Genomic DNA, 23219 nt, shown 5'->3' with positions numbered 1-23219 from the left:
TCCGTGCCGACGAGCCTGGCCGGGGCTGCCCGGACCGCGCGGGGCCACGGCGTTACCGGCTGTGCGCGGCGGGTACCCGCAGGGTATGGACCGTATTGATCACCTGGAACATCTGGACAAGCACCTTGTCGAAGAACTGGCACAGGTGGCACGCGAGACGGTACGGGACGAACTGCGCGAGCAGACCCGCAAGCAGCGGCGCACCGCCATGCTGTACGCCGCGTCGGGTGCCGCCGCCCTGTACGCGGGCGGTGCCGTGGCCCTCGCCGTGGGCCTGGCCCTGGCGACCGGACTGCCCGGCTGGGCCGCCGCGCTGATCACCGCGGCGCTGCTGGGCGTGGTGGCGTACGTGCTGCGCGGCGCCGCACGCCCCGGTCACGGCCACGGAGACCACACCCCGCACGCCCCGCACCGCGTGATCGGCGGCACCGCGCCGGGCGCCCCGCCCGGCGGCCTGGGCGGCATGCCGTACCCGCCGGCACCGTCGCAGCCCCCGACCGACCCCGACACCCCGCACCACCGGGCGTGACCCGTTCCGGGCCCTGCCCCGGCGCCCCGCTGGGCGGGGCGCCGGGGCGACCCGTTTTCTGTGCCGCCGACGACCTCCTCCTCGGCGGTCTCGTGCCCGCCGAGCAGCCGTGTGCGGGACGGAAGGCCCCGCGCCGCTCCCCGCCCCGTCCGCGGGCACCGGCACTCAGTCCCGGTCGAGCCGCGGCAGCACCTTCGCGCGGTGGAAGTCGAAGAACCCCCGCTGATCCTGCCCGATCTGGTTCACGTACACCCGGTCGAACCCGGCGTCGGCGAACGCCCGCGGCGCGGCGGCATGCTGGTCGAGCAGCATGTTGTACCAGAGCCCGTGCTCCGTACGGACGCACTCGTCGCGGTCGGTGCCGTAACAGACCTTGGTGCCGCCGCTGACGGGGCCGGTCCCGCCGCCCCCGCGGTACCCGGTGACCATCTCCCTGCGCGGCATCATCGTGATGTAGCCGTCGCCCACGCGGGCCGCCGGCGCGGTCGCCTTCGGGCCGAAGCCGGAGATGTCGATCGGTACGGGCTCGTCGGGGACGGTGTACAGACGCGCGTTCTCCACCGTGTAGTGGGCGCCTTGACGGTTGACCCCCTCGCCGGTGAACAGCCGGCGCATCACCTGGGTCGACTCCTCCAGCCGCCCGGGCGAAACGCCGCCGCGGCCCGCGCTCCCGCCCGGCGTACGGGTGACCCGCCCGGCGTTTGGGTACCCCGGCCCCGGTTACGCGGAAGTCCTCGGAGGAGCCACACCCCGAAGGCGCTCCGCACGCGAACGCGTCCAGGGGCGCCACCGGCCCGGGAGCCGGACGCCGTACCGCCGCGCCAGGGCGTCCGGCGGGCTCGCACGGGACCCGGCCCCACCGTCAGCGGCGCGGCCACCGGGCGGCCCGGAACGGCCGTCCGCACATCCCGGGAGGCGAACCATGACGCGCGAGACCGGCCGGACCCACCGCACGCACGAGAAGCACCAGCAGGGCGCGGAGCCCGCACAAAGCCAGCCGGGCGGTGAACCCGCCAGGAACCAGCCCGGCGGTGAGCCCGCACGGAGCCAGCCCGGCGGTGAGCCCGCCCGGAGCCAGCCGACCGGTGAGCCCGCCAAGGCCCGCCGGGCGCATCCGTCCCCCGGCCCCGTCAGGCGCACCGACACCCCCGAGCCCCATGACCCCCGCGACACCCGCGACACCCCCGACCCCGCGAACCCGTCCGACTGAACGACGAACGACGAACGCCGAACGCAGAACGCCGAGACCAAGGAGACTCATGAAGACCGCCGAACTGGCCGAACTGGGACAGCAGCTGCGTGTGGACAGCGTGCGGGCGTCCGCCGCCGCGGGATCCGGGCATCCCACGTCCTCGATGTCCGCCGCCGATCTGGTGGCCGTCCTGCTCGCGAACCATCTGCGCTACGACTTCGAACGCCCCGAGCACCCCGCGAACGACCGCTTCGTGCTCTCCAAGGGGCACGCCTCGCCCCTGCTGTACGCCGCGTACAAGGCGGCCGGCGCCATCGAGGACGGCGAACTCGTCACCTTCCGCAAGCTCGGCAGCCGGCTGGAGGGCCATCCGACGCCGCGGCGGCTGCCCTGGGTCGAGACGGCCACCGGCTCCCTCGGCCAGGGCCTGCCGGTCGGGGTCGGCATCGCCCTCGCCGGCAAGCGGCTGGACCGCAGCGACCACCGGGTGTGGGTGCTGTGCGGCGACAGCGAGCTGGCGGAGGGCTCGGTGTGGGAGGCCGCCGAACACGCCGGCTTCGAGAGCCTCGACAACCTGATCGCGATCGTGGACGTCAACCGGCTCGGGCAGCGCGGTCCGACCCGGCACGGTCACGACCTGGACGCCTACGCCCGCCGCTTCCAGGCGTTCGGCTGGCACACCGTCGAGATCGACGGGCACGACGTCGACAAGATCGACCGGGCGTACGGTGAGGCGCTGTCCACGACCGGGCAGCCCACCGCGATCCTCGCCCGCACCCTCAAGGGCAAGGGCGTCGCCGCCGTCGAGGACCGCGAGGGCCTGCACGGCAAGCCGCTGCCCGAGGCCGAGGACGCGATCGCCGAACTCGGCGGGCCGCGCGAGCTGCACGTCCGGGTCAGCGAGCCGCCGGCCGCCGCCGCGCTGCGCTCGGTCACCACCGAGGCGCTCCGGCTGCCGTCCTTCGACGTGGGGGAGGAGGTCGCCACCCGGGATGCCTTCGGCAAGGCCCTCGCCGCGCTCGGCGCCGCCCGCGGGGACGTCGTCGCCCTGGACGGCGAGGTCGGCGACTCCACCCGCACCGAGGAGTTCGGCAAGGCCTACCCCGACCGGTTCTTCGAGTGCTACATCGCCGAGCAGCAGCTCGTGGCCTCGGCCGTCGGCATGGCCGCACGGGGCTGGGTGCCGTACGCCTCCACGTTCGCCGCCTTCCTCTCCCGGGCCCACGACTTCGTGCGCATGGCGGCCATCAGCGGCTCCGGGATCAACCTGGTCGGCTCGCACGCGGGTGTGTCGATCGGGCAGGACGGGCCCTCGCAGATGGGCCTGGAGGATCTGGCGATGTTCCGGTCCGTGTACGGCTCGACCGTGCTCTACCCCTGCGACGGCAACCAGACCGCGAAGCTCGTCGCGGCCATGGCCGGCCTCGACGGCATCCGCTATCTGCGTACCTCCCGCGGCAAGACCCCGGTGATCTACGGGCCCGACGAGGAGTTCCCGGTGGGTGGCAGCAAGACGCTCCGCTCCAGCGAGGACGACCGGCTGACCGTCGTCGCGGCCGGGGTCACGGTGCCCGAGGCGCTGGCCGCCGCCGACCGGCTGGCCGAGGACGGCATCCGGGTGCGGGTCATCGACCTGTACTCGGTCAAGCCGGTCGACGCCGAGACCCTGCTCCGGGCCGCCGAGGAGACCGGCTGCCTGGTCACCGTCGAGGACCACCACGCCGAGGGCGGCCTCGGTGACGCCGTCGCGGAGGTGTTCGGCGACGGCCGGCCCGTGCCCCGCCTGGTCCGGCTGGCCGTGCGCACCATGCCGGGCTCCGCCGCCCCCGACGAGCAGCTGCACGCGGCCGGCATCGACTCCGTGGGCATCGCGGCCGCCGCCAGGCTGCTGGTCGAGGAGGAGGTCGTGCGCTGAGTGACGGCGGCGCGCCGACCCTGCGGCCGGGGAAGGTCCTCTTCCCCGGCCGACGGGGGCGCCCGTACTACATGGGTTACACACGTACCCGCTCTGACCAGGCGCGACGGTACGCGGACGGCATGCATGTGCTCCTGAAGGTTTGGCCAGGGGTGTTGCGGCCACACGCAGGGAGAGGTGGCCATGTCGAACACAGAGAACACATCACAGTCACAAAAATCGCGGGAAACGCACGACTCCGAGGAATCACAGGAGTCACGGGAGCCACAGGAGAACACAGGAAGGCACGCGGCGGGCGACCGCCGCCCGGCCCTCATGGAGGTGCTGCGTCAGGCGCGCGCCCAGCTCGCCGAACTCACCGGTCTCGAACCCGAGTCGGTGTCCTCGTTCGAGCAGACGGAGGACGGGTGGTCGCTGGAGGTCGAGGTCCTCGAACTGTCGAGGGTCCCCGACACGATGAGCCTGATGGGCAGCTACCAGGTCGAACTGGACCCGCAGGGGCAGCTCACCGGCTACCGGCGCGTCCGCCGGTACGAACGCGGCAGGGCCGACGCGCGCGGCGGCCGGTGAGTCACCGCCCCTGCCCGCCCGCACACACCGCGGCCTACTAGGCCGCGACCGACTACATGCGAGGAGGAATCGCCGGCATGACTGTTGTTCCGGCACAACAGACCGGAGGCGGAGGCGGCAGCAGCGGCCTCTACGACGTACTCGAACTGGTCCTGGACCGGGGCCTCGTGATCGACGCGTTCGTCCGCGTCTCTCTGGTCGGCATCGAGATCCTGAAGATCGACGTCCGGGTCGTCGTGGCCAGCGTCGACACCTATCTGCGCTTCGCCGAGGCCTGTAACCGCCTCGACCTGGAGTCCGGCCCGAACAAGAGCCCGGGCCTGCCCGAGATCGTCGGCGAGGTCACCGAGTCCGGCGCCCGCGGCAAGTCCAAGGGGGCGCTGTCCGGTGCCGCGGAGACCATATCCGACGCCTTCAAGCAGGCGCGCGAGGAAGGGGAGACCCAGTCCCGGCCGCGTGCCCGTAAGGCTACGGCGCGCCGGAAGGAGGAGCAGGAGTGAGCACCTACGTCTACGGGATCACCGCACGGTCCCACCCCGCGCTACCCGAGGGCATGACCGGCGTCGGCCAGCCGGCCCGCCCGGTGCGCCTCCTCACGGCCGGTGAGCTCACCGCCGTGGTCAGCGACGCCCCCGAGGACCTGCGCCCCAAGCGCAGGGACCTGCTCGCGCACCAGAACGTGCTGGCCGAGACCGGAGCGGGCGGCTGCATCCTGCCCATGCGCTTCGGCAGCGTCGCCGACGACGACGACTCCGTCACCCAGGTACTCACCGAGCGGGCCGAGCACTACCAGGAGCGGCTGCGGGAGCTGGACGGCAAGGTCGAGTACAACGTCAAGGCCACCCACATCGAGGAGGCCGTCCTGCACCTGGTGATGGCCGAGAACGCGGACCTGCGCGCCCTCGCGGAGGCCAACCGCCGGTCCGGCGGCGGCAGCTACGACGACAAGATCCGCCTCGGTGAGATGGTCGCGTCCGCAGTCAAGGCCAAGGAGGCCGTGGACGCGGGCGAGGTGCAGAGCCAGCTGGCACCGGCCGCCGCCGCGGTCAGCGTGGGCCCCGAGTCCACCGGCTGGCTGCTGAACGTGTCGTTCCTGGTGGCGCGGGACTCGGCCGAGCGCTTCCTGGCCGTCGTCGAGCAGGTCCGTGAGAACCACGCCCATCTGGAGCTGCGGGTCAACGGACCGCTGCCGCCCTACAGCTTCGTCGAACCCGGCCCCGCCCAGTCGGCCGGCAGTACGGCCGGCGCGGGCGCCGGAGCGCAGTAGCGCCCCCGGCCCGGACGGAGAGGAGAACACCATGGGACTGATCAGCGAGGTGCTGATGCTCCCGTTCGCGCCCGTGCGCGGCAGCGCGTGGGCCGTCAGACAGGTGCTCCAGGAGGCGGAACGGATCTACTACGACCCTGCCACCGTACGGGCCGAGCTCGCCCGCCTCGAAGAACAGCTCGAGGCGGGCGAGATCACCGAGGAGGAGTTCGACCGACGCGAGGACGAACTGCTCGACCGGCTGGAGACCACCGTGCGCTCCGGCGACACCACTGGCAACGGGACGTGACATGAACCGAACGGCACTGGGCCTCGCCGTAGGGGCCGGATACTTCCTCGGACGGACGAAGAAACTGAAGATGGCGCTCGCCGTCGGTTCCTTCGTGGCCGGGAAGAAGCTCAACCTCAGTCCGAAGATGCTCGCGGACGTGGTGAGCCAGCAGCTCCAGAACAACCCCCAGTTCAAGGAGATCGGGGACCAGCTGCGCCAGGACATGCGGGGCGTCGGCAAGGCCGCCACCGGGGCACTGGCCGAGCGGCAGATCAACGCGCTCGCCGACCGGCTGCACGGCCGCACCGCCCAGGTGCGCGACCAGCTGGCCGGCGTGACCCCGGGTGGCTCCGACGACGAGGCGGACGACGAGGAGGACGAGGACTACGAAGAGTCCGCGGACGAGTCCGCCGAGCCGGAGGACGAGGAGCCGGACGAGGAGGAGCCGGACGAGGAGGCGGGCGAGGAGGAGCCGGAGGAGGACGAGGAGCCGGAGGAGGACGAGGAGCCGGAGGAGGAGCCGGAGGAGAGGCCGGCGAAGAAGGCTCCCGCCAGGAAGGCTCCTGCCAAGCAGGCTCCCGCCAAGAAGGCCGCGGCCAAGAAGACGGCTCCGGCCAAGAAGGCGGCTCCCGCGAAGAAGCCCGCGGCCAAGAAGACGGGCGCGGCCGGCAAGACGGCCGCGAAGAAGACCGGTTCGGCCGGCCGGACCGCCCGGCGCGCGACCTCCCGGCAGTCGAAGGGCGGCGATGACCGATGACGGAGACCGGCGGATCGGCCACTTCCGCGGCCAAGAACAGTCCGCTGAGCGCCCTCGCCCACAGCGAGGCCGCCGACCGGCTGAAGGAGGAGGCCCAGGAGTATCTGTCCGCGCAGGCCACCCGGCTGCTGACCGGCCTCGGCCGGAAGCTCGGTGAGACCACCGGCAAGCTCAACGACATCGCCGAGGGCAACAGCCCGGGCTTCGCCAAGCTGGCACTCGACGGCGGGCGCAAACTCGCCGAGGGCAAGGGGCCCGTGCGCTCGGCGCTGGAGGTGGGCGCCTCCCGTGTCAAGGAGAACGTGATGGACGCCGTCAAGAACCTGGGGGGCGGCAAGGGCAAGAAGGGCGGCGCGGGCAAGAAGCCGGTCGTCATCATGGAGTCGGTCGATGTCGGCGTGCCACTGCGCACCGCCTACGACCAGTGGACGCAGTACCAGGACTTCTCCACCTTCGCCAAGGGCGTCAAGAGCGCCGGCCGCTCCGACGACACCCAGTCCGACTGGCAGGCCAAGGTCTTCTGGTCCAGCCGCAGCTGGAAGGCGAAGACGACCGAGCAGGTGCCGGACTACCGCATCCAGTGGACGTCGGAGGGCGCCAAGGGCACCACCAAGGGTGTGGTCTCCTTCCACCGGCTGGAGGAGAACCTCACCCGGGTGCTGCTGGTCATGGAGTACTACCCGGTCGGCCTCTTCGAGAAGACCGGCAACATCTGGCGCGCCCAGGGCCGCCGGGCCAGGCTGGACCTGAAGAACTTCGCCCGCTTCATCACCCTCAAGGGCGAGGCGGAGGACGGCTGGCGCGGTGAGATACGCGACGGCGAGGTGGTCAAGAGCCACGAGGACGCCGTCGCCGAGGAGGAGTCCGAGAACGACGAGGACGCCGAGGGCGCCGAGAACGACGAGGACGCCGAGGGCGCTGAGGAGTCCGAGGACGCCGAGGACGAGGACTCCGGGGAGCCCGAGGCCGAGGCGGAGGACCAGGAGGACGACGAGGCCCAGGAAGGCGACGAAGAGGGCTACGAGGACGAGGCCGAGGCGTACGAGGACGAGGAAGAGGGCCCGTACGAGGACGAGGAGGCCGCCGAGGACGAGGAGCCCGCGGAGGACGAGGAGGAGCCCGCGGAGGACGCGTACGAGGACGAGGAAGAAGAGGAAGAGGAAGAGGAACCCGAGTACGCCGAGAGCCGGGGCCGTCGATGACGATGCCCGGCCGTCTCCCCGAGCCCTATGGCCAGGGCTCGGGGGCCAACCTCGCCGACATCCTCGAGCGCGTGCTCGACAAAGGAATCGTCATCGCGGGTGACATCAGGATCAACCTGCTCGACATCGAACTGCTCACCATCAAGCTGCGGCTGATCGTCGCCTCGGTGGACAAGGCCAAGGAAATGGGCATCGACTGGTGGGAGACGGATCCGGCCCTGTCCTCCCGCGCCCGCCGGGACGAGCTGGCCCGGGAGAACGCCGAGCTGAGAGAACGCCTTGCCCGGCTGGAGGAGCTGGAGTCGGGCCACGCGCCGAAGGAGGCACCATGACCGGACTGCGGTACGTCTACGCCGTCTGCCGCCCCTTCGGGACGCCCCTACAGGCCCAGCTGACGGGCATCGGGGGCGCCCCGCCGGCGCTCGTGCGCCACCACGGGCTGGTCGCGGTCGTCAGTACGGTCTCGGAGGCCGACTTCTCCGAGGAGGCGCTCAAGGCCCGCCTGGAGGACCTGGACTGGCTGTCCGCGACCGCCCGCGCCCACCAGGGCGTGATCGACGCGCTCACCACGGTCACCACCCCGCTGCCGCTGCGGCTCGCGACGGTCTTCCGGGACGACAGCGCCCTGCGCACGATGATCGAGACCCGTGAGGACAGCTTCCGGCGTCTGCTCGACCGCCTGGACGGCCGGGTCGAGTGGGGGGTGAAGGTGTACCTGGAGGAGGAGCCGGCAGCCGAGCCGGCTTCCGCCGCCGCGGCGAAGCCTTCGAGCGGACGGGACTACCTGCGCCGCCGGCGTGAGCACAGTCACGCGCAGGAGGACCGGTGGCAGCGGGCCGAGGCGTTCGCACGGTCCCTGCACGAGCGCCTCTCCGGCCCCGCCGAGGATCACCGGATGCACCCCCCGCAGAACGCGGCTCTCTCCGGCGCCGCGGGGCGCAATGTGCTCAACGCGGCCTACCTGGTGCCGCGCGCCCACTCCGAGGAATTCGTGGAACTGGTCGACCGTACGAAGGACGAGGCACCCGGGATCCGTGTGGAACTCACCGGCCCCTGGGCCGCGTACTCGTTCACCGGAGAGGACGCGGCGGCGGAGGAGGTGCGGTGACCGTAGTCGAACGCCGCGAGATCGCCCTGGTCGACCTCCTGGACCGACTGCTGGCCGGCGGGGTCGTCCTCACCGGCGACATCACGCTGCGCATCGCGGACGTCGATCTCGTCCGCATCGACCTCAACGCCCTGATCAGCTCCGTGAACGAGCAGGTCCCGTCGCCCTTCGAGGAACTCACATGACCGAGAGCCCGGCCGAGGGCCCGCGGCGCAAGCGGCTCGACCTGGAGCCCGACACCGTCGAGCGCGACCTGGTGAAACTCGTGCTCACCGTGGTCGAGCTGCTGCGCCAGCTCATGGAGCGGCAGGCCGTGCGGCGCTTCGACACCGGGGACCTGACCGAGGAGCAGGAGGAGCGGATCGGGCTCACCCTGATGCTGCTGGAAGACCGGATGGCCGAGCTGCGGGACCGGTACGGACTGCGGCCCGAGGACCTCAACCTCGACCTCGGGCCGCTCGGACCGCTGCTTCCCCGGGACTGACCCACCGGCCGCCGGCCGGTCTCACCACCGGTACCAGCGGCCCCGCCCGCCGCCCGCGCCCGTGCCGCGGAACAGGAATCCCAGCAGCCATATGACCAGGACGGCCAGGGCGACCCACCACAGGATCTTCAGCGCGAATCCGGCACCGAAGAGAATCAGTACCAGAAGCAGTACCAGCAGGATGGGAACCATGGTGCGCACCTCCTGCGCGCCGGGTTTCCCGAAGTCCGCGGATCAGGCTTCCTTCCGGCACAGGATCTCCCCGTGCAGGACCGCGAACCAGCCGTCCTCCCGCCGGCCCCACTCCCGCCAGGCCTCCGACACCGCCCGCAGCTGCTCCGCCGTCGCGTGACCGCCCTCCGTCACCCGGTCGGCGTAGGCGGAGGCGCGGGTGCGGTCCGCCCACAGGCCGCTCCACCAGGCCCGCTCCTCGGGCGTGGCGAACGTCCAGGTACTGGAGGTGGCCGTGACGTCCCGGAGCCCGGCGGCTCGCGCCCACGCCGTCAGCCGGCGCCCCGCGTCCGGTTCACCGCCGTTGGCGCGGGCCACCCGCTCGTACAGGTCCAGCCAGTCGTCCAGGCCGGGCAGCGCCGGATACCAGGTCATCGCCGCGTAGTCCGCGTCGCGTACGGCGATGAACCCGCCCGGCCTCGTCACCCGGTGCATCTCGCGCAGCGCCTGCACCGGGTCGCCCACGTGCTGGAGCACCTGGTGGGCGTGTACCACGCAGAACGTGTCGTCCGGGTGGTCCAGGGCGTGGACGTCGGCCACCGCGAAGTCGACGTTCGTCAGGCCGCGGGCGGCGGCGGTGGCCCGGGCCTGCTCCAGGACGCCGGGGGCGTGGTCGACGCCGGTGACATGGCCGTCCGGGACCAGCTCCGCCAGGTCGGCGGTGATGGTGCCGGGGCCGCAGCCGATGTCCAGCACGCGCATGTGGGGCTTGAGCGCGCCGAGCAGATAGGCCGCGGAGTTGGCGGCGGTCCGCCAGGTGTGCGAACGCAGCACCGACTCGTGGTGCCCGTGCGTGTAGACGGCGGTCTCCTGCGCCTTCGGCATGGCTGTACCCCTCAACCCCTCGTCGGCGGACCGGCCGGCCCGTCCACCGGTCCGCCTCACGGTACGCCCGCCACCCGAATGATGAGATGCGCGTTTCGCCATACGGACTGACGTCTCGTCAGGCAGAGGCGTCCAGCGGGCGGTACACCGTCAGGGCCTCGGGCAGCTTCTCCAGCCGCACCTCGTCCGACACCGTCGTCACCTCGCCGTCGTAGGCCAGCGGGGTGCCGGGGGCGATGCCGGTCAGCCGCAGCCGCTTCACCTGTACCGCCGCGTGCGCGGGCGACCGGGTCAGCGGGCCCGCGGCCGCCGCCGCGAGCAGCCGCAGCGCGGGCCTGCGGCTGCCGTGCACCGCCCGCACGTCCAGCAGACCGTCCGCGAGATCGGTACGGCGGCCCGGGGCGAGCCCCATCCGGTGGTAGACCCCGTTGCCGACGAACAGCAGCCACAGCGGCCGCCGTTCACCGCCCGCCACCACCTCCAGCGGGTGCCGGCCGGCACGTAGCACCCGCAGTGCCCCGAGAACCCCGGCGGACCAGCCGCCGATCCGGTGCGACCAGCGGTCCCGCGCCCGCACCAGCTCCGGGTACACGCCGAGGCTGAGCGTGTTCAGGAACACGCCCTCCGTGTCCTCGGTGACGAACCGGCCCACGTCCACCCGGACCGCCTCGCCGTGCCGGACCGCCCGGGCCAGCTGCCGTTCGTCCTCCACGCCCAGGTCGTAGGCGAAGTGGTTCAGGGTGCCGCCGGGCAGTACCGCGAGGGGCAGACCGTGCCGCAGAGCGGTTGCGGCCGCCGCGTTCACCGTGCCGTCGCCGCCGCACACCCCGAGCACCCGCGCCCGGGCCGCCGCCTTGTCCAGCTCTTCGGCGACGTCCTCGGGCGCGCACTCGACGATCTCCGCCTCCGGCAGCGCGTCCTGCAGCGCGCGCACCCGGTCCGCCGTGCCCGACGCCTGGTTGGCGACCACCACCAGGCCGTCGCCCTCGGGCAGGGCCGGGGCCGCGGCCCGCGGGCGAGCGGAGTCCCGGACCTGGGCCCGGGTCGGGACCAGGCGCCGTACCAGGAAGGCGGCGCCGGCGCCGAGCGCGGCCCCGGCCAGCACGTCGCTCGGGAAGTGCACCCCGGTGTACACGCGGGACGCCGCCACCGAGAGCGCCACCGGCGCCACCGCGGCACCCCACGCCGGCGACTCCAGGGCGACCCCGGTCGCGAAGGCCGCGGCGGAGGCGGCGTGCCCGGACGGGAAGGAGGTGGTGATCGGCTGCTGCTTCAGCCGCCGCACGAGCGGCACCGGATCCAGCACCGGCCGGGCCCGGCGCACCGACCGCTTGCCGATGGTGTTGATCGACAGTGAGGCCAGGCTGAGCGAGGCCAGCCCCCGGACGGCCGCCCGGCGGGCCCGTGGCGTGCGGCTGGCGGCCATCGCGGCGGCCACCCCGAACCACAGCACTCCGTGGTTCGCGCCGCGGCTCAGCCGGGGCAGCACCCCCTCGGCCCCCGGCCAGTTCCAGGCGGCGGCGGCCTGGAAGAGCCGGCCGTCGAGCGTGAGGGCCGTGCGCAGCGGGGTCCGGGCTGCGGAGGCGGGGACAGTCAGGTCCAGGTCTGGGCTCATGGGGTGCGCTTACCCGCAAGCTCACGTTTCTTGTGCCGCCCCGCCGGGCGTCACCGCCTCGGGCGGGCCGGGCGGGGAGAGCCGCGCCCGGGCCCTCGCGGAGTGCGGCCCCGTCGCCGCCCGGCCGCCGCGGGCGGCGACGGGGCCGGTGATAACGGTTTGCCCCGGGTCCTGGCCGACCCGGAGAATGCCTGCCCATGGGACATCTGGAAGCCGCGCACCTCGAGTACCACCTCCCCGACGGCAGGACTCTGCTCGGTGACGTGTCCTTCCGGGTCGGCGAAGGCGCCGTCGTGGCCCTGGTCGGCCCGAACGGCGCCGGCAAGACCACCCTGCTGCGGCTGATCTCCGGCGAGCTGAAGCCGCACGGCGGCACGGTCACCGTCGGCGGCGGCCTCGGCGTGATGCGCCAGTTCGTGGGCTCCGTACGCGACGAGACGACCGTCCGGGACCTGCTCGTCTCCGTCGCCCCGCCCCGTGTCCGCCAGGCCGCGAAAGCCGTCGACGAGGCCGAGCACGCCCTCATGACCGTCGACGACGAAGCCGCCCAGATGGGGTACGCGCAGGCCCTGTCCGACTGGGCCGAGGCCCGCGGCTACGAGGCCGAGACCCTGTGGGACATGTGCACCACCGCCGCGCTCGGCATGCCGTACGAACGCGCCCAGTGGCGGCAGGTGCGCACCCTCTCCGGCGGTGAGCAGAAGCGGCTCGTGCTGGAGGCGCTGCTGCGCGGCACCGACGAGGTCCTGCTGCTGGACGAGCCGGACAACTACCTGGACGTGCCCGGCAAGCGCTGGCTGGAGGAACAGCTCCGGGAGACCCGCAAGACGGTCCTGTTCGTCTCCCACGACCGCGAACTCCTCGCCCGCGCCGCGGAGAAGATCGTCTCCGTGGAGCCGGGTCCGGCGGGCGCCGACGCCTGGGTGCACGGCGGCGGTTTCGCCACCTACCACGAGGCCCGCCGGGAACGCTTCGCCCGCTTCGAGGAGCTGCGCCGCCGCTGGGACGAGAAACACGCCCAGCTGAAGAAACTGGTCCTCAGTCTCCGGCAGGCCGCCGCCGTCAGCCATGAGATGGCCTCCCGCTACCAGGCCGCGCAGACCCGCCTGCGCAAGTTCGAGGAGGCAGGCCCGCCGCCGGAGCCGCCCCGCGAGCAGGACATCACCATGCGTCTGAAGGGCGGCCGGACCGGCATCAGGGCCGTCACCTGCGAGGCCCTGGAGCTGACCGGTCTGATGCGGCCGTTCGACCTGGAGGTCTTCTACGGCGAACGGGTCGCCGTCCTCGGCTCCAACGGCTCCGGCAAGTCGCACTTCCTGCGCCTGCTCGCCGGTGAGGACGTGACCCACACGGGGCAGTGGAAGCTCGGCGCGCGCGTCGTGCCCGGCCACTTCGCCCAGACCCACGCCCACCCCGAACTCCGGGGCCGCGCCCTCCTCGACATCCTGTGGAAGGAGCACGCCCAGGACCGTGGGGCCGCCATGTCGCGGCTGCGCCGTTACGAACTGACCCAGCAGGCCGAACAGAGCTTCGACCGCCTCTCCGGCGGCCAGCAGGCCCGGTTCCAGATCCTGCTGCTGGAGCTCGCGGGCGCCACCGCGCTCCTGCTGGACGAGCCGACCGACAACCTCGACCTGGAGTCCGCCGAGGCCCTCCAGGAGGGCCTGGAGGCGTTCGAGGGGACGGTCCTCGCGGTCACCCACGACCGCTGGTTCGCCCGCTCCTTCGACCGCTTCCTGGTCTTCGGCAGCGACGGCCGGGTCCGTGAGACCTCCGAACCGGTGTGGGACGAACGCCGGGTCGAGCGCGCCCGGTGACTCCTCGGGGAAATCGTCCGGGGGCAGTGGCTGCCGGGCGGGTACCCGGACCGCATGAACGAACACGATGAGCGGGGCACCACCACGACCGGAGTCGATCCCAGCCGGCTGGACGACCAGCAGCTCATGAAGGAGCTGGAGACGATCCACCGCACGCGCCACGACACCCTGCTGTACGGCTCGAACGACGCGCTGCGGGCCCACAACGAGCGTATGGCGCAGCTGGAGGGCGAGTACCTGCGCCGCAACCCGCGCCGCCTGGTCAGCGCGGCCCGGACCCGCGAGGGCGCCCGGGAACGCGGCAGCGGCGAGACGGCGGCCCCGGGCACGTCCGGCACCTGAACCGGCACAGTCGCCGCAACCGGTGCCGGCACCCGCCGCAACCGGCACCCCGGCAGCGACAGGGCCGGCCCCCACGGGCCGGCCCCGACGCATCCGGGTACGGTCAGCCGCGTACGGTCAGCCGGCCTCGCCGGCGAACACGTGCAGGAACGCGTCGCAGAACGCCTTCAGGTCGTCCGGCTTGCGGCTGGTCACCAGCTTGTTGGAGCCGTGGTCGCAGATCTTCACCTGCTCGTCCACCCAGGTCCCGCCGGCGTTCTCGATGTCCGTGCGCAGACTCGGCCAGGAGGTCAGCACGCGGCCACGGACGACGTCCGCCTCCACCAGCGTCCACGGCGCGTGGCAGATCGCGGCCACCGGACGGCCCTGCTCGAAGAAGTCCTTCACGAACGCGACGGCCTTCTCGTCCATCCGCAGGAAGTCCGGGTTCGCGACCCCGCCCGGCAGTACCAGACCACCGAACGACCCGGCCGACGCCTCACCCACCACCTCGTCCACGGGGAACGTGTCCGCCTTGTCCAGATGGTTGAACGCCTGGATCTTCCCGGACTCCGTCGACACCAGCACCGGCTCGTGCCCCGCGCCGGTGGCCGCCTCCCATGGCTCGGTCAGCTCCACCTGCTCGACGCCCTCGGGTGCCACCAGAAACGCGATACGCATGATCCTCAGTTTCCTTTCACTTTGCGCAACTCCAGCTCTCCCCGCTCACGTCCCGCCCGCCAGCGCCTCCGCCAGCTGCTGCGCGTTCTCGTAGCGGCTCCCGTGCGGCAGGGCGGCCACGGCGTCGATCAGCCCGCCGGGCGCGTTGTTCCGCCGCAGTGCCCGGGCCACCTCACCCGGCTTCGCCGGGAACGCGTGCCGGTTCAGGTGCCGGGCCAGCTCCAGCCTCGTCCGCTCCAGCGACGCCGCGGAGCCCAGACCGCCCACCGGGCCGCTCCAGACCTCCGGATCGTCGTCCGCGGCCGGTTCCGGGTCGTTCCACTCCTCGACGCGCGTGGGATGCCCGGACCTCAGCAACCCCCTCAGTTCGTGCTTCATCTCGTCGTCACGGTGGACGCTCAGCCGGTCACTGCCTCGCTGCATGTCTCCCTCCAGAGGGTCGACGGTCCGCACCGCGTACCCCGGCGCACACATCCGACACGGGTTCCGCCCCGCTGTCGGACAACGGATCTCAGCCGCGTACCCGGCGGGCGGCCTCGGATGCGGCACCGGGCGTGGTCACGAATAGATGACTACTACACCGAGAACAACACACGGTCTTCACAGGGGCGCTACGGTCAACGCTCCGACGCGCCCTGGGGGGACACATGGACAACCCGTACAACACGCCGCCACGGCCGCCTGTCACGACGAGGCCGAGGTGGGGGCGCAAGCGATACGTACTGCCCGCGATCGGACTCGCCTTCTTCCTCGGCGTGGGCGCCGGCGCCGGCGGCCAGGAAAACGAGCACGATGTGAAGGCGGCGGCCGCGAAGGTGCGGCCCACCGCGACTGTCACCGCGACGGCCACGGCCACGGAGACCGCGACGCCCGCGCCCGGGCCGACGGTGACGGCGACGGCGACGGCGACGAAGACGGTCAAGGTGAAGGTGCGGGTGACCGTCACCGCGCACGCGGCCGCCGCGGGCTCGGGAGGCGGCGGTGCCGTATCCGGCGGGTCGTCCGGAAGCGGGAGCTCGAGCTCCTCGGGTGGTTCCGGCGATGCCGGAACCGGCGCTACCGCTCGCTGCAACGACGGCACCTACTCGTACGCCGCCCATCACCAGGGCGCGTGCTCGCACCACGGGGGAGTAGCGGTCTTCTACAGGTAGGCCGGTTCCGTGGTCCACGTGCGAGGAGGGCCCGGCCGGCGGCATCGACGGCCGGGCCGTCCCGCTCACGCGGACTCCTCAACGGTGTTCGCCACGCGTCCGGCGGTGCCGTCCGACAAACCGCACGGCTACTTCTTCTCCCTGCCCGGCAGGAACTCCTGGACCTTCGCCTTCAGCCCCTGTCTGATCATCGAACCCCGGTCGGCGTCGCCCTTCAGGACCGACTTGGCCGTCGCTTCCATCTGCTCCCAGGTGGCGTGCGGCGGGATCGGCGGTACGGCCGGGTCGGTGAGGAACTCGATCACCGCCGGCCCGTCCGCCTCCAGGGCCGCCCGCCAGCCCGCTTCCACGTCCTCGGCCTTCTCCACCGGATGCCGGCCAGGCCGAGAGAGCGGGCGAACGCCGCGTACTGCACGTCCGGGAGGGACTGCGACGGCAGGAACGACGGGGCGCCCTCCATCGCGCGCATCTCCCAGGTCACCTGGTTCAGGTCCTGGTTGTTCCAGACGGCCACCACGAGCCGCGGATCGGACCAGCGGTCCCGGTACTTCGCCGCCGTGATCATCTCGGCCAGGCCGTTCATCTGCATCGCCCCGTCCCCGACGAGGGCGAACACCGGCCGGTCCGGGTGGGCGAACTTCGCCCCGATCGCGTACGGCACCGCCGGGCCCATCGTCGCCAGCGTCCCCGACAGCGAGCCCCGCATGCCCGGCCGCATGGTGATGTGCCGTGCGTACCAGTTCGCGACCGAGCCGGAGTCGGAGGTCACGATCGCGTTGTCGGGCAGCAGCGGATCCAGCGCCCGGGCCACGTACTCGGGGTTGATCGGGTCGGCCGACTGCCCGGCCCGCCGGTCCATCGTCTCGTGCCAGCGCCGCACGTTCGCGCACACCGTGTCGCGCCACTCGCGCCCGCCCCGGTTCCCTTCCAGCATCGGGATCAGCCGCCGCAGCGTCGCCCGCGCGTCGCCGACGAGGTTCACCTCGTACGGGTAGCGCATGCCGATCATGTGCGGGTCGATGTCGATCTGCACCCCGCGTGCCGTGCCGAAGTCCGGCATGAACTGCGAGTACGGGAACGACGAACCGATCGTCAGCAGCGTGTCGCAGTCCCGCATCATCTCGTACGACGGCCGGCTGCCCAGCAGACCGATCGGCCCGGTGACGTACGGCAGTCCGTCACTCAGCACGTCCTTGCCGAGCAGTGCCTTCGCCACCCCGGCGCCGAGCAGCTCGGCGATCTCCTGCACCTCCGCGACCGCGCCCGCGGCACCCTGGCCGATCAGGACGGCGACCTTGACGCCCTCGTTCAGCACGTCCGCGGCCCGGCGCAGCGCCTCGTCCGTCGGGGTCGCCGTGCACTCGCTCATGCCCAGGCTGGAGGGCACCATCTTGAACTCGTGCGTGGGCGGCGAGTAGTCCAGCTCCTGCACGTCACCGTGAATGATCAGCGCCGTCGGGCAGCGCCGGGCGTACGCGGTGCGGATCGCCCGGTCGAGCACGTTCGGCAGCTGCTCCGGCACCGTCACCGTCTCCACGAACTCCGAGGCGACGTCCTTGTACAGGGTGTGCAGGTCGACTTCCTGCTGGTAGGAGCCGCCCATCGCGGTGCGGTCGGTCTGGCCGACGACGGCCAGCACCGGCACGTGGTCCAGCTTGGCGTCGTACAGGCCGTTGAGCAGGTGGATGGCGCCGGGCCCCGACGTCGCCGCACACACGCCGACACGGCCGCTGAACTTGGCGTACCCCACCGCCTCGAAGGCGGACATCTCCTCGTGCCGCGACTGGATGAAACGCGGCTGGTCCTCGGCCCGGCCCCAGGCGGCCAGCAGCCCGTTGATGCCGTCGCCGGGATAACCGAAGACCTGCCCCACACCCCAGGCACGCAGACGCTCGAGAATGTGGTCGGAGACCTTGGTGCTCATGGAGAGACCTCCCCGGTGCGGTGCGAAGCCGACGATCCGGCCGGCGCGGTCCGAGTCACCTGCCCGGGGGTCGGAGAACCCCGGGCCGGCCGCTGCGGCGGGCCTTGTCACCCGCCTGGCCCCGTGTGTCCCGCGAATGGGGTCCGGCCGCGCGCGGTACCGCGCCGGGCGGGCTGTGATGGCAGCGAGGGCGCGACCCGTGCCCCGTACCCGGGCGCCGCACGGCGATGCCGTCGTACCGGTGCGCCGGCGTAGCACCGTCCGACCGCCCCGCCGCCCGTCGAGGAGCCCCTCCCATGCGCCGCACCGTCCGCGCCCTGTCCGTCGCCTTCGCCGTCGGTGCCGCGCTCGCCCTGACCGGGCCCACCGCCGTCGCCGGCCCCGCCGCCGTCACCCCGTCCGCCCCCTCCGCCCCCTGCGGCGCCCTGCCCGGAGCGGCGCCGGACCCCCTCCGCGCCGCTTCGCCGGACGGCGCCTGCCCGTCCGCCCCCGGAGGCACCGACGACGCGTGCGAGGAGGGCGCACCCTGCGCAGGCGAGGAGGACACGCTGTGCGAGGAGCAGTGCCAGGATCCCGGCAGGGACGACGCCGGCAGGGACGACACCGGCAGGGACGACACCGGCAGGGACGACACCGGCAGGGACGACGACGGCGGGGAGGTCGCCGGCGAGCAGGACGGAGGTGGCTGGGAGGACGGGGGCAGGGAGAGCGCCGGTAGGGACGGCGGCGCCAAGCAGGACGGCGGCCAGGAGAGCGCCGGAAGGGAAGACGGGGGCAAGCAGGACGGCGGCCAGGAGAGCGCCGGAAGGGAAGACGGGGGCAAGCAGGACGGCGGGAAGCAGGACGGCGGGAAGCAGGACGGCGGGAAGCAGGACGGCGGGAAGCAGGACGGGGGCAAGCAGGACGGGGGCAAGCAGGACGGGGGCAAGGAGAGCGGTGGTAAGGGGTGCGCCGGCGCGGCTCCCTGTATCGACGGCGGTCACCACTGCGCGGAGACCCCCGGCGGGTCCTGCCCGGACGGCCGTCCGGTCTGCCGCGAGTCCCGCGACAGCGCCGGATGCGCCCCCGCCACCGTCCAGCGCGGGGTGGAGGCGGGCGAGGGCGGCGCCTTCGACGACTCGGTGCCCGCGCTCGTGACCGGCGGCGTGTTCATCGCGGCGGCCTGCGCGGGAGCCGGGTACCGGCTGTACGGCCGCAGGCGCTCCGCGGGGGACCGGTCCACGGAGAGGTGACCGGGCGGCCCCGCTGCCGCCCATGGAGAGCCGCCGGGCGGGTACCCACCTGTGCGGGAGCACGGCGACGGAACCACCGGCGGCGCACGGCGAGGAGAGCATCCCCGGCGGGGCGCCCCAGGGGCCCGGGCCCACCACGCGGCCCGCACGGGACACAACGGCGGACACGGACGGGAGCAGCGGGACCCGGACGGACAGCGCGGCCCGGACCGGGCGGCGCGACGGCACGACGGACTGCGCGGAGGCGGACATGCGGCGGACGGATCCCGGCGAGAACCACGGCCCCGTCCGCTACGGCCCGCCCCTCCCCGCCGACGGCCTGCCCGTCCTCCCCGAACTGTCCGCCGTCCTCGCCGCCGCCGCGAGCCGCGCCGACGCCCAGCCCGTCGGCGGCGCCCCCGCCCTGCTGGAGGCGGCGTGCGGCTACTGGACCCGGCGCGGACTGTCCACCGTCCCCGACCAGGTGGCCGCCGGCCCCGGTGCCCCCGCCCTGCTGCTCGCCCTGACCGCCGCCCTCGCCGGTGACGGCGCCGACGTCCTCGCGCCCCGCCCGTGTGCCGCCTGGTGGGCGCCGTACGCCCGGATCCTCGGCCGGCCCGTCTACCACGTGCCGACGACCGCCGAGAGCGGCGGTGTCCCGGACCCGTACGCCTTGCTGGAGACCGTCCGCCGGATCCGCGCCGAGGGCGGTGACCCACGGCTGCTGGTGCTGTCCGTCGCAGACGACCCCACCGCCACCGTCGCCCCGCCCGAACTGCTGCTCGAAACCCTGGAGGCCGCCACCGCCGAGGGCCTGCACCTGGTCAGCGACGAGACGTGGCGCGACACCCTGCACGCCCCGCACGAGACGGTCCTGCTCAGCCCCGCCGAGATGCGGCCCGACCGGGTCACCGTCGTCACCGACCTGGCCGGCGCCCTGCTGCCCACCGGCTGGCCCGCCGCCGTCGCCCGCTTCCCGGCCACCGGCACCGGACGGCACCTGCACGCGCGCGTGCTCGACATCCTCACCGCACTCGGCGCCCGCATCGCCGCGCCGGTCGCCGCCGCCGCCGGCTACGCCCTCGACGAGCCCCCGCCCGTCACCGAGCGGCGGGAGGCCACCGTACGGCTGCACGCGCGCGTGGCCGCCGCCGCGCACACAGCGGTGGTCGCCGCGGGCGCGCTCGCCCGGCCGCCGCAGGCCGGCCGCCACCTGTACGCCGACCTCGGGCCGCTGCGCGAGCCGCTCGCCGCCCGGGACGTCGGTGACGCGCAGGAACTGGAGGACGTCCTCACCGCCCGGCTCGGTATGCCCGCGCCCGGCGGTCACCGCTTCGGTGACGATCTGGGAGCGCTGCGGGTACGGCTCTCCACCGGAGCCCTGCTGGGCGGCACGGCGGAGGAGCGCCTGGCATGCCTCACGTCCCCCGCACCGCTGGAACTGCCCCACCTCCACGACGCGTTGACCTCCCTGAGGTCGGCCTTCGGCGATCTCCGCGACGACGCTCAGCGACGGGAGTCTCCTCGATGACGCAGACGCACGAGTCCGGTCCGGCCCCGACGACCACGGCGGCCGGCGCACCCGGCACGCCGGCCCCGCTCGCGCCCCCCTCCCCGCCGCCGGCCGAGCCCCGCCCGCCGGCCGAGCCCCGCCCGCCGGCCGAGCCCCGCCCGCCGGCCGAGCCCCGCCCGCTGGGCGAGCACCGGGTGTGGCCCCGCACCTTCCACGACCGGTTGACCGCCCCGCTGCCCGGCCTGAGGGCCATGGCCCGCTTCGCCCGCGAAGGCGCCGTACGCCCCGGCCCCGACGGCCTCGCCGACCTTCCCCGGCTGCCGTACGAGCCGGCGCCGCTGCCCCGTGTCGACACCCGTACCCTCGCCGTCACCTGGGCGGGGCACGCCAGCTGGGTCGTCCGCATCGGCGGGCTCACCGTCCTCACGGATCCCGTCTGGTCCCGCCGCATCCTCGGCACCCCGGCCCGCATCACCCCGGTCGGCGTGCCCTGGGACTCCCTGCCCCGCGTCGACGCGGTCGTCATCAGTCACAACCACTACGACCACCTGGACGCCCCGACCCTGCGCCGACTCCCGCGCCACACCCCGGTGTTCGTGCCCGCCGGGCTCGGCCGCTGGTTCCGCCGGCGCCGGTTCACCTGCGTCACCGAGCTGGACTGGTGGGAGGGGGCCGAACTGTCCGGCGTCCGCTTCGACTTCGTGCCGGCCCACCACTGGTCCAAGCGCTCCCTGACCGACACCTGCCACAGTCTCTGGGGCGGCTGGGTCCTCACCGCCGCCGAAGGACAGCGCCTGTACTTCGCCGGCGACACCGGCTACGGCCACTGGTTCTCCCGCATCGGCCGCCGCTACCCCGGTATCGACCTCGCCCTGATGCCCGTCGGCGCCTACGACCCCCGCTGGTGGCTAGGCGACGTCCACTGCGACCCCGAAGAGGCGGTGCAGGCCACCCAGGACCTGGGCGCCCGCCGCATGGCTCCCATGCACTGGGGCACGTTCGTCCTCTCGGCCGAACCGGTCCTCGAACCCCTCACCCGCACGCGCGCCGCCTGGCAGCAGGCCGGCCTGGACCGGGAGAACCTGTGGGACCTGCCGGTGGGGGCCTCCGGAGTGCTGGACTGACGTGGTGTCACGGTCCGGCACCGGCCTACCGCACCCGCCGCACCACCCCCGGCACCGCGCTGACCAGGACGGTCAGTGCGACCGCCGCGACGACGCCCTCCCAGGGCTCGCTGAACAGCGAGCCGCCCAGAATACCGATCACCTGGTAGGTCACCGCCCAGGCCAGGCACGCGGGCAGATTGCCCCGGCTGAACCTGCGCAGCGGCCACTCGGCCAGCAGACAGGCCAGCATCACCGGTATTCGCCCGGCCGGGACGAGCCGCGACAGCACCAGCACCGCCACCCCGTGCCCGGCCAGCTTCTCCTGGGCCTGCGCGAGCCGTTCCTCCGGTGCCCGCGACCGGATCGCCTTCAGCCACCGCGACCCGTTCTTCGACCGCAGCCCGCGCCGGCCCAGCCAGTACAGTGCAGCGTCCCCCAGGAACGCGGCCAGTGACGCCGTCAGGAACACCAGCAGCAGCGAGAAGGGCGCCGTCCGGTGGAACGCCACCACCGCCGCCGCGCTCACCAGCGCCCCGGTCGGCACCACCGGGACCAGCGCCCCGATCAGCACGAGCAGGAACAGCGACGGACAGCCGAGCGCCTGCCGCGTCGGGTCCGTCACGGTCGACGTCATGGCGGTGGCGAGCACCGCGGCGGCCGGCCACGTCACCGGGCGACCTCCAGCCGCACACTCTCCCCGTGCCCGAGCCGGTGCACCGCCACCCGGGGCGCGGCCTCCGCCGCCAGCCGTACGAACTCGTCACCCGGCGCGTGGAACTCGTGCGGGCGCACCGCGTCCATGCCGATCGGCCAGTACGTGCCGTAGTGCACCGGGACCGCGGCCCGCGGTGCCAGCCGGGCCAGCGCCCGCGCCGCCCGTCCCGCGTCGAGATGTCCCTCCCCGAGGTAGGGCCCCCAGCCGCCCACCGGCAGCAGTGCCACATCCACCGGCCCCACCTGATCGGCCATCGCGTCGAACAGCCCGGTGTCCCCGGCGAAGTAGGTCCGCGCCTCGCCCTCGACGACGTAGCCCAGCGCGGGGGAGCGGTGCGGTCCCACCGGCAGCCGCCGTCCGTCGTGCAGCGCCGGCACCACCCGTATCAGCAGCCCGCCGGCGCGCACCTCGTCTCCGGGCGCCACTTCCGTGATGCGCAGCTGCCGCAGCTGGCGCAGACCCGGTACCGCCCGTGGTGCGCCTCGGGGTACGAGCAGGCGCGTGCCCGGTTCCAGGCAGGCCAGCGACGGCACATGGAGATGGTCGGCGTGCAGGTGGGAGACGAGCACCACGTCCGCGCGGCGGGCCCCGGCGGGCGGCACGGCACCCCGGCGGCGACGCAGATGCGCCAGCCGGCGGGCGAACAGGGGGTCGGTGAGCACCCGTGTGTTCGCGTCCTCCACCGTGCAGGTGGCGTGACCCCACCAGGTGATCTCCACCGGCACCTTCTTCGCCTCCTTCACGTCCTTCACGCGACTCCCCGAAGCCTACGGGCAGGAGTAGGGTCGGCGGCGGAACCCGGAGGCGGGGGGTA

At 73.4% G+C, this 23219-nt stretch carries 26 protein-coding genes and 2 pseudogenes; 19 read left to right on the top strand and 9 right to left on the bottom strand.

The window, feature by feature from the left end:
- Positions 1 to 85: 85 nt before the first annotated feature.
- The gene (locus tag ACF1BE_RS22270) at positions 86 to 529 is read left to right on the top strand and encodes a phage holin family protein (protein ID WP_392200747.1); all 444 of its coding nucleotides are present in this window, start codon (positions 86 to 88) and stop codon (positions 527 to 529) included.
- Positions 530 to 694: 165 nt separating this feature from the next.
- On the opposite strand, the pseudogene ACF1BE_RS22265 reads toward ACF1BE_RS22270, so the two are convergent.
- A pseudogene (locus tag ACF1BE_RS22265) lies at positions 695 to 1165 on the bottom strand (LLM class flavin-dependent oxidoreductase); the annotation flags it as partial.
- A gap of 286 nt (positions 1166 to 1451) precedes the next feature.
- Between ACF1BE_RS22265 and ACF1BE_RS22260 the strand changes: the two are divergent.
- From ACF1BE_RS22260 to ACF1BE_RS22205, 12 genes are all read left to right on the top strand, one after another.
- Entirely contained in the window at positions 1452 to 1739 is a 288-nt protein-coding gene (locus ACF1BE_RS22260; RefSeq protein ID WP_392200746.1) for a hypothetical protein, read from the top strand.
- Between the two features lie 49 nt (positions 1740 to 1788).
- Positions 1789 to 3636: a transketolase gene (locus tag ACF1BE_RS22255; RefSeq protein ID WP_392200745.1), complete on the top strand. Its 1848-nt coding sequence runs from the start codon at positions 1789 to 1791 to the stop codon at positions 3634 to 3636.
- Positions 3637 to 3819: 183 nt separating this feature from the next.
- Positions 3820 to 4206 carry a gas vesicle protein gene (locus ACF1BE_RS22250; RefSeq protein WP_392200744.1) on the top strand — a complete coding sequence of 129 codons (387 nt, stop codon included), beginning with the start codon at positions 3820 to 3822 and terminating at the stop codon, positions 4204 to 4206.
- Positions 4207 to 4283: 77 nt separating this feature from the next.
- Complete coding sequence (locus ACF1BE_RS22245) at positions 4284 to 4706, top strand: gas vesicle structural protein GvpA (RefSeq protein ID WP_392200743.1); 423 nt, start codon at positions 4284 to 4286, stop codon at positions 4704 to 4706.
- A complete protein-coding gene (locus ACF1BE_RS22240; RefSeq protein WP_392200742.1) occupies positions 4703 to 5473 on the top strand; it encodes a GvpL/GvpF family gas vesicle protein in 771 nt (256 codons plus the stop codon). Before ACF1BE_RS22245 ends, ACF1BE_RS22240 begins: the two co-directional genes overlap by 4 nt.
- Positions 5474 to 5504: 31 nt before the next feature.
- Positions 5505 to 5762 carry a gas vesicle protein GvpG gene (locus ACF1BE_RS22235; protein ID WP_392200741.1) on the top strand — a complete coding sequence of 86 codons (258 nt, stop codon included), beginning with the start codon at positions 5505 to 5507 and terminating at the stop codon, positions 5760 to 5762.
- Position 5763: 1 nt separating this feature from the next.
- Positions 5764 to 6501: a DNA primase gene (locus tag ACF1BE_RS22230; RefSeq protein ID WP_392200740.1), complete on the top strand. Its 738-nt coding sequence runs from the start codon at positions 5764 to 5766 to the stop codon at positions 6499 to 6501.
- Positions 6498 to 7703, top strand: a complete 1206-nt coding sequence (locus tag ACF1BE_RS22225; protein ID WP_392200739.1) for an SRPBCC family protein — start codon at positions 6498 to 6500, stop codon at positions 7701 to 7703. Before ACF1BE_RS22230 ends, ACF1BE_RS22225 begins: the two co-directional genes overlap by 4 nt.
- The gene (locus ACF1BE_RS22220) at positions 7700 to 8035 is read left to right on the top strand and encodes a gas vesicle protein (RefSeq protein ID WP_392200738.1); all 336 of its coding nucleotides are present in this window, start codon (positions 7700 to 7702) and stop codon (positions 8033 to 8035) included. Before ACF1BE_RS22225 ends, ACF1BE_RS22220 begins: the two co-directional genes overlap by 4 nt.
- Complete coding sequence (locus ACF1BE_RS22215) at positions 8032 to 8811, top strand: GvpL/GvpF family gas vesicle protein (RefSeq protein WP_392200737.1); 780 nt, start codon at positions 8032 to 8034, stop codon at positions 8809 to 8811. Before ACF1BE_RS22220 ends, ACF1BE_RS22215 begins: the two co-directional genes overlap by 4 nt.
- Positions 8808 to 8996, top strand: a complete 189-nt coding sequence (locus ACF1BE_RS22210; RefSeq protein WP_121786038.1) for a gas vesicle protein — start codon at positions 8808 to 8810, stop codon at positions 8994 to 8996. The genes ACF1BE_RS22215 and ACF1BE_RS22210 overlap by 4 nt, the downstream gene beginning before the upstream one ends.
- Complete coding sequence (locus ACF1BE_RS22205; RefSeq protein WP_121786037.1) at positions 8993 to 9295, top strand: gas vesicle protein K; 303 nt, start codon at positions 8993 to 8995, stop codon at positions 9293 to 9295. The genes ACF1BE_RS22210 and ACF1BE_RS22205 overlap by 4 nt, the downstream gene beginning before the upstream one ends.
- A 21-nt stretch (positions 9296 to 9316) precedes the next feature.
- On the opposite strand, the gene ACF1BE_RS22200 is transcribed toward ACF1BE_RS22205, so the two are convergent.
- From ACF1BE_RS22200 to ACF1BE_RS22190, 3 genes are all read right to left on the bottom strand, one after another.
- Positions 9317 to 9487 carry a hydrophobic protein gene (locus ACF1BE_RS22200; RefSeq protein ID WP_392200736.1) on the bottom strand — a complete coding sequence of 57 codons (171 nt, stop codon included), beginning with the start codon at positions 9485 to 9487 and terminating at the stop codon, positions 9317 to 9319.
- A 42-nt stretch (positions 9488 to 9529) separates the two neighbouring features.
- Positions 9530 to 10351 carry a class I SAM-dependent methyltransferase gene (locus ACF1BE_RS22195; protein WP_392200735.1) on the bottom strand — a complete coding sequence of 274 codons (822 nt, stop codon included), beginning with the start codon at positions 10349 to 10351 and terminating at the stop codon, positions 9530 to 9532.
- 118 nt (positions 10352 to 10469) lie between these two features.
- Positions 10470 to 11966, bottom strand: a complete 1497-nt coding sequence (locus ACF1BE_RS22190) for a bifunctional phosphatase PAP2/diacylglycerol kinase family protein (protein ID WP_392200734.1) — start codon at positions 11964 to 11966, stop codon at positions 10470 to 10472.
- A 197-nt stretch (positions 11967 to 12163) separates the two neighbouring features.
- On the opposite strand from ACF1BE_RS22190, the gene ACF1BE_RS22185 reads away from it, so the two are divergent.
- Both ACF1BE_RS22185 and ACF1BE_RS22180 read left to right on the top strand, forming a co-directional pair.
- Positions 12164 to 13783 carry an ATP-binding cassette domain-containing protein gene (locus ACF1BE_RS22185; protein ID WP_392200733.1) on the top strand — a complete coding sequence of 540 codons (1620 nt, stop codon included), beginning with the start codon at positions 12164 to 12166 and terminating at the stop codon, positions 13781 to 13783.
- Positions 13784 to 13837: 54 nt separating this feature from the next.
- The gene (locus ACF1BE_RS22180) at positions 13838 to 14125 is read left to right on the top strand and encodes a DUF6158 family protein (protein ID WP_392200732.1); all 288 of its coding nucleotides are present in this window, start codon (positions 13838 to 13840) and stop codon (positions 14123 to 14125) included.
- Positions 14126 to 14242: 117 nt separating this feature from the next.
- Here the strand turns inward: ACF1BE_RS22180 and ACF1BE_RS22175 are convergent, their stop codons facing one another.
- Positions 14243 to 14785 (bottom strand): type 1 glutamine amidotransferase domain-containing protein, encoded by a 543-nt coding sequence (locus ACF1BE_RS22175; RefSeq protein WP_392200731.1) that lies wholly within the window; start codon positions 14783 to 14785, stop codon positions 14243 to 14245.
- Between the two features lie 45 nt (positions 14786 to 14830).
- Positions 14831 to 15208 (bottom strand): DUF2795 domain-containing protein, encoded by a 378-nt coding sequence (locus ACF1BE_RS22170; RefSeq protein ID WP_392200730.1) that lies wholly within the window; start codon positions 15206 to 15208, stop codon positions 14831 to 14833.
- Between the two features lie 224 nt (positions 15209 to 15432).
- Between ACF1BE_RS22170 and ACF1BE_RS22165 the strand changes: the two genes are divergently transcribed.
- Positions 15433 to 15936, top strand: a complete 504-nt coding sequence (locus ACF1BE_RS22165; RefSeq protein WP_392200729.1) for a DUF3761 domain-containing protein — start codon at positions 15433 to 15435, stop codon at positions 15934 to 15936.
- Between the two features lie 128 nt (positions 15937 to 16064).
- Here the strand turns inward: ACF1BE_RS22165 and ACF1BE_RS22160 are convergent.
- A pseudogene (locus ACF1BE_RS22160) lies at positions 16065 to 17860 on the bottom strand (thiamine pyrophosphate-requiring protein).
- A 296-nt stretch (positions 17861 to 18156) separates the two neighbouring features.
- On the opposite strand from ACF1BE_RS22160, the gene ACF1BE_RS22155 reads away from it, so the two are divergent.
- From ACF1BE_RS22155 to ACF1BE_RS22145, 3 genes are all read left to right on the top strand, one after another.
- A complete protein-coding gene (locus ACF1BE_RS22155; RefSeq protein WP_392200728.1) occupies positions 18157 to 19092 on the top strand; it encodes a hypothetical protein in 936 nt (311 codons plus the stop codon).
- Positions 19093 to 19342: 250 nt separating this feature from the next.
- Complete coding sequence (locus ACF1BE_RS22150) at positions 19343 to 20602, top strand: aminotransferase class I/II-fold pyridoxal phosphate-dependent enzyme (RefSeq protein WP_392200727.1); 1260 nt, start codon at positions 19343 to 19345, stop codon at positions 20600 to 20602.
- The gene (locus ACF1BE_RS22145) at positions 20599 to 21708 is read left to right on the top strand and encodes an MBL fold metallo-hydrolase (protein ID WP_392200726.1); all 1110 of its coding nucleotides are present in this window, start codon (positions 20599 to 20601) and stop codon (positions 21706 to 21708) included. The genes ACF1BE_RS22150 and ACF1BE_RS22145 overlap by 4 nt, the downstream gene beginning before the upstream one ends.
- Positions 21709 to 21733: 25 nt before the next feature.
- On the opposite strand, the gene ACF1BE_RS22140 is transcribed toward ACF1BE_RS22145, so the two are convergent.
- A complete protein-coding gene (locus ACF1BE_RS22140; protein WP_392200842.1) occupies positions 21734 to 22324 on the bottom strand; it encodes a DedA family protein in 591 nt (196 codons plus the stop codon).
- 32 nt (positions 22325 to 22356) lie between these two features.
- Positions 22357 to 23130: an MBL fold metallo-hydrolase gene (locus ACF1BE_RS22135; protein ID WP_392200841.1), complete on the bottom strand. Its 774-nt coding sequence runs from the start codon at positions 23128 to 23130 to the stop codon at positions 22357 to 22359.
- Positions 23131 to 23219 lie beyond the last annotated feature (89 nt).

The organism is Streptomyces sp. NPDC014991 (genome assembly GCF_043080665.1).
Lineage (GTDB): Bacteria > Actinomycetota > Actinomycetes > Streptomycetales > Streptomycetaceae > Streptomyces.
This window is presented reverse-complemented; position numbering and strand designations above follow the sequence as displayed.